This is a genomic window from Patulibacter sp. NPDC049589, from assembly GCF_040675535.1.
Lineage (GTDB): Bacteria > Actinomycetota > Thermoleophilia > Solirubrobacterales > Solirubrobacteraceae > Patulibacter.
In genome coordinates, this window is the sequence record NZ_JBFAPC010000260.1 from 1 (window position 1) to 5,013 (window position 5,013).

4 protein-coding genes are annotated in these 5,013 nt (G+C 75.3%); 2 read left to right on the forward strand and 2 right to left on the reverse strand.

Annotated features, from left to right (window positions below):
• On the forward strand, positions 1-367 hold a 367-nt coding region (locus AB0L40_RS26505; RefSeq protein ID WP_364361598.1), incomplete at its 5' end, for a citrate/2-methylcitrate synthase.
• Positions 368-485: 118 nt separating this feature from the next.
• On the opposite strand, the gene AB0L40_RS26510 is transcribed toward AB0L40_RS26505, so the two are convergent.
• Both AB0L40_RS26510 and AB0L40_RS26515 read right to left on the reverse strand, forming a co-directional pair.
• Entirely contained in the window at positions 486-2,237 is a 1,752-nt protein-coding gene (locus tag AB0L40_RS26510; protein ID WP_364361600.1) for a hypothetical protein, read from the reverse strand.
• A 139-nt stretch (positions 2,238-2,376) separates the two neighbouring features.
• Positions 2,377-3,345 carry a helix-turn-helix domain-containing protein gene (locus AB0L40_RS26515; protein WP_364361602.1) on the reverse strand — a complete coding sequence of 323 codons (969 nt, stop codon included), beginning with the start codon at positions 3,343-3,345 and terminating at the stop codon, positions 2,377-2,379.
• Positions 3,346-3,426: 81 nt separating this feature from the next.
• Between AB0L40_RS26515 and AB0L40_RS26520 the strand changes: the two genes are divergently transcribed.
• Complete coding sequence (locus AB0L40_RS26520) at positions 3,427-4,947, forward strand: aldehyde dehydrogenase family protein (protein ID WP_364361604.1); 1,521 nt, start codon at positions 3,427-3,429, stop codon at positions 4,945-4,947.
• Positions 4,948-5,013 lie beyond the last annotated feature (66 nt).

Consider the following 5,013-nt stretch of genomic DNA (forward strand, 5'->3'; position numbering starts at 1 on the left):
GGAGCCGCCGACCGCGTGCGGCCACCGGGTCTACCGCGACCGCGACCCGCGGGCCGACCACCTGCTGGCGCTCCTGCCCGGGTGCGCGCGCGACCACGGGGCCGCGGCGGCGACCGCCGAGGTCGTCCGGCTGGCGGCGGATCGGGGACTCCCGGCCCCGAACGTCGACCTCGCGCTCGCGGGGCTGACGACGGCGATGCGCCTGCGACCCGGATCGGCGGCGACGATCTTCGCGCTGGCCCGCGTCGTCGGGCTCGTCGCCCACGGGCTCGAGGAGTACCGGCACCGGCTGCGCTTCCGGCCGCGGGCGACGTACGTGGGGGAGCTGCCCGGGGCCGGTGACCCGCGGCCGGTGCCCGCCCGGTAGCCGCGGCGCCCGGGGAGCCGCCCGCCCGGCCCTGGGTCGTGCCCGGATCCGCGGGTTCAGATCCGGGAGCGGAGGTCCGAGTCGCGCGGGCTCCCACCGATCCGCGCCCTCCGGCGGGTCACGGGCGCAGGCGGACCGTCTTCGAGATGACCGAGGACCGGCCGGTGGCGGGATCCGTCGCGCGGATCTGGAGGACGACCGTGGCCTTGTGGCCTGCCGCGGCGCGCTTCCGCAGCGCCTTGTAGCGCCTGCGCCCGGTCTTGGACGGCTTGAGCGGACGCGAGTGGAACCCCAGCGCGGCGAGCGACTTGACGTCCGCCTTGCGGCGCTTCGTCAGCGCGCGGAGCTTCTTCGTCGCGGCCGTCCTGCGCTTGCCGGTCAGCCGCTTCGCGCCCGAGCGGGTCTTGTGGGCCTGCCGGGTGGCCGTGTCGTACGCCGCGATGAGCGTCGTCTGCGCCGTGATCCGGGCGTCGAGCTGCGCCTTCGTCTGCGTGCCGACCGACGGGAAGCTCACGCTGCCGAGGACGTTCGAGCTCGCCTTCTTGGCGACCAGCGACCCGAGGTCCGGGACCGCCCCGGCCTGGAGGAACCCTCCGCCGGGGAGCAGCGCGCCGATCTTGTCCGTCGCCGAGCGCGGCGTGCCGCCCGGGGAGACGGTGCAGTTGCTCGTGCACTCCGTGTAGACGAGCGCCAGCCCGATGCCGCCGCCGAACGGGTTGAGGTCGGACGCGTCGTCCGCCAGGCCCGGCGCGGAGAACGGGTCGTCCTGGCGGGCCGCCAGGCGCGCGGTGTTCGCCGCGACCTCCCTGGTGATCGCGTCGAGCTGCGCCTGGACCAGCTGCTCGGGCGTGAGCGGACGCGTCACGGGCGGGGTCGGCGTCGTCGGGGTCGTGGGCGTCGTCGGGGTCGTGACCGGCGGATCCGTGGGCGGCGTCGTGATCGGGTCCGTGCTCGGGACGCAGACGGTCGGCTCGGCGGGCAGGAGGTCCGCGGCGACGGCGCCGGGGGTCGTCACGTTGGTGGTGATGAACTGCGTGCGGACGTCCGTCCCGTCGGCGTTCGCCCGGCTGATGGCCGCGGGGATCGCGGGGTTCCCGCCCGACGCGGCGACGCCCGCGGTCGACCAGTACAGGCGGCACCCGGCCTGGGCGAGACCGCTCTTCAGCCGCCCGTCGCCCGGGACGAGGTCGGCGAACGTGCCGGGGCCCAGGTCCGCGACGCTCACGGGGTAGGTGCTCCCGGGCTTGACCGGGAGCGCGAAGACGTTCCGGTCGGTGGCCGCGAGTGCCCGGACGTAGCTCCCGCCGCCGAGGCTCGTGATCGTGTCGCCGCCGCCCGCCAGGTCGGTCCGCCCGATCGATCCGATGCTGCCCGACTGGGCGCGTCCGCGGTAGAGGTAGCTCGGCCCCACGGCGATCGGTCCGTTGGAGTAGTTGTCCGGCTCGTTCACGAGCGTCGCGTTCTGGGGCAGGCCGTCGACACCGAACACGCTGATCCGGCCGTGGTTCGTCCCGGGCTGCTGGTTGGCGACGTACAGGTGCGACGCGTCGGCGGCGAGGGCCGCGACGGGCTCCCCGGAGATCAGGGACGGCTGCACGCCGGTCCCGTTGATGCCGGCGCGCCCGATCGTCTTGGCCGTCGAGTCCGTCCAGTAGACGAAGCTCCCGTTGACCGCGATCGAGGTCGCGTTCGGGGCGGCGATGAAGCTCGGCTGGACGCCGGAGCCGTCGTTGCCGGCCCGCGCGATGGTCGCGGTCCCACCGCTCCCGTTGACCCAGTAGACGTAGGCGTCGGCCTGGGAGCAGGCGCACGCGCTCCCGACCAGCGCGACGAGCAGTACGAGGCGGCGTGGGGCGGGTATGCGGAGCACGCCCGGATGATCCCCGATCCGATGCACCGCGTACGCGCCAATTCGCGGGGCCGAGGACGGACGTCGCAGCGTCCGATCCGCCCCGTCCACACCGGCCGGCCGGTCCCCGTGATCGCCGCCCGACCGGGTCCCCGCGCCGTCAGTCGGCCGCCGCGGCCCGCCCGCGGAACGTCCCGCGGTAGCCCGTCGGGGTCGTGTGGACGAGCCGGGAGAGGTGCCGGCGCAGCACGGGTGCCGACCCGAGGCCGGAGCGCTGGGCGACCTCGTCGACCGAGGCGTCGGTCGTCTCCAGCAGCTCGCGGGCCAGGGCGATCCGCTGGGCGGTGATCCAGCCCTTCGGCGTCGTGCCGACCTCGGTCGCGAAGCGCCGGGCAAGCGTCCGCGGGCTGACGTGCGCGTGGGCGGCCAGCGCCGCGGCGTCCAGCGGGCGGTCCAGCCGGCCCCGCGCCCACTCGAGCGTCGGCGCGAGGTCGTCGCCGACGTGGACGACCGGGCTGGGCACGAACTGGGCCTGGCCGCCGTCGCGGTGCAGCGCCACGACGTTCCAGCGCGCGAGGGCCGCCGCTGCGGCCGCGCCCTCCTGCAGGCGGACGATGTGGAGGCAGAGGTCCATGCCCGCGGCGAGCCCGGCGGAGGAGAGGACGTCGCCCTCGTCGACGTAGAGGGCGTCGGGCACGAGCTCGACCGCGGGGTAGCGCTCGCGGAACGCGTCGGCGTAGGCCCAGTGGGTGGTCGCCCGCCGGCCGTCGAGGAGCCCGGTGGCGGCGAGGTCGAACGCCCCGACGCAGATCGACGCGATCCGCGCCCCGCGCGCGTGGGCGGCCCGCAGCGCGTCGGCGACCGCCTCCGACGGCAGGGCGTCGTGGAACGCCCGGCCGGGCAGGACGATCAGCTCCGCGTCCTCCAGCGCCTCGATCCCGGCGGGGACGTCGATAGCGAAGCCGTCCGCGGTCTCGACGCGACCGGCCCGCTCGCCGCAGGTCACGAGCGTGAAGCCCGCGGGCTCGCCGGCGGGCCCCGGGCCGCGCGCGAACGCCTGCACCGCGATGCCGAGGTCCAACGACACGAGGTGCTCGAGGGCCAGGACGGCGACGCGGGTCGGGCTCACCGGCCCAGCCTGGCAGAAAACGACGCAGCAGTGTCAAAGCTGCCACTCGTCGGCCCCGGAGGGCGGGCGTACGGTCGCCACATGTCCACCGTGAGCGTCACCCACCACCCCCTCTTCGTCGACGGCCGGCACGTCGACACGACCGACCGCTACGACCTCCACGACCCCGCGACCGGCGCGCTCGTGGCGACCCTGGCCAAGGGCACCGTCGCCGACGTCGACGCCGCGGTCGACGCGGCACGGCGGAGCTTCGAGTCCGGCGTCTGGTCGCGCCGCGACCCGCAGGACCGCGCCGCGGTGATGACGCGGATCGCGGACCGGCTGGGGGAGGAGATCGAGGAGCTCGCCGAGCTCGAGGGCAGCGTCAACGGCGCGACGATCCGCCAGGCGCTGGCCTTCCACGCGGGCTGGGGCGCGCCGAACATGCAGTACTTCGCGGACCTCGCCGCGAGCTACGCGTTTCAGCGCACGATCGGGACGGTGCCCCACCCGACGCTCTCGAGCAACAAGCTCGTGCGCGACCCGATCGGCGTCTGCGCGGCGATCGTGCCGTGGAACTTCCCGCTGCTGCTGGGCATCTGGAAGATCGGCCCTGCGCTGGCGGCCGGCAACTCGGTCGTGGTCAAGGTCGACGAGCGGGCGCCCCTGACGCTCCTGCGCCTGGCCGAGATCGCGCACGAGGTCGGCCTGCCGGCCGGCGTCCTGAACGTCGTCGCCGGCGAGGGCCCCGAGGTCGGCGCCCGGCTGGCGTCGCACCCCGACGTCGGCAAGGTCGCGTTCACCGGCTCGACGGTCGTCGGCCGCGAGATCATGCGCCTGGCGTCCGGGACCGTGAAGAACGTCTCGCTCGAGCTCGGCGGCAAGGCCCCGGTGATCGTCCTCGACGACGCCGACCTCGACATGGCCGTCGAGGGGATCCTCTTCGGCTGCATGCTCTTCTCCGGCCAGATGTGCGAGTCCGGCACGCGGCTGCTCGTGCCGGCCGCGCGCCGCGACGAGATCGTCGCCCGGCTCGTGGCGCGCGTCGGCGACCTGCGCCTCGGCGACCCGCGCGACTTCGACACCGACGTCGGACCGGTGATCTCGGTCAAGCAGCGCGACCGGGCGCTGGCGCTGATCGGCGGCGCGGTCGCCGAGGGCGCGACGATCGCCGTCGGCGGCGGGGTCCCGGACGTCCCGGGCTTCGCGGGCGGCAGCTGGATCGAGCCGACGATCCTCACCGACGTCACCAACGACATGGAGATCGCGCGCGTCGAGGTCTTCGGGCCGGTGCTCGCCGTCCTGACGTACGAGACCGAGGAGGAGGCGATCCGCATCGCCAACGACTCCGACTACGGCCTGACGGCCGGCGTCTGGGGCGGCGACCTCGAGCACGCGTCCGAGGTCGGCGGCCGGCTGCGTGCCGGGTCGATCTGGATCAACACGTGGCACGCGGTCGACGTCATGGCGCCGTTCGGCGGCTACGGCCAGAGCGGCGTCGGTCGCGAGCTGGGCCCCGACGCGCTGGACGCCTACACCGAGGTCAAGCACGTCCACCTCGACCTCTCGCGGCGCGCGGACCAGCAGCCGTTCGAGCTGCTGCAGCCCGGGCCCGGGGCCTGACGGTCCGGCGCCCGCCCCGCGGGCGGACGGCGTCCGTCGCGGCGTCCGGCCTCGGGCCGGCGCCCC

Excerpts from the sequence above, each read along its gene's own strand:
- AB0L40_RS26520 (WP_364361604.1), top strand. The coding sequence starts at position 3,427 with ATGTCCACCGTGAGCGTCACCCACCACCCCCTCTTCGTCGACGGCCGG.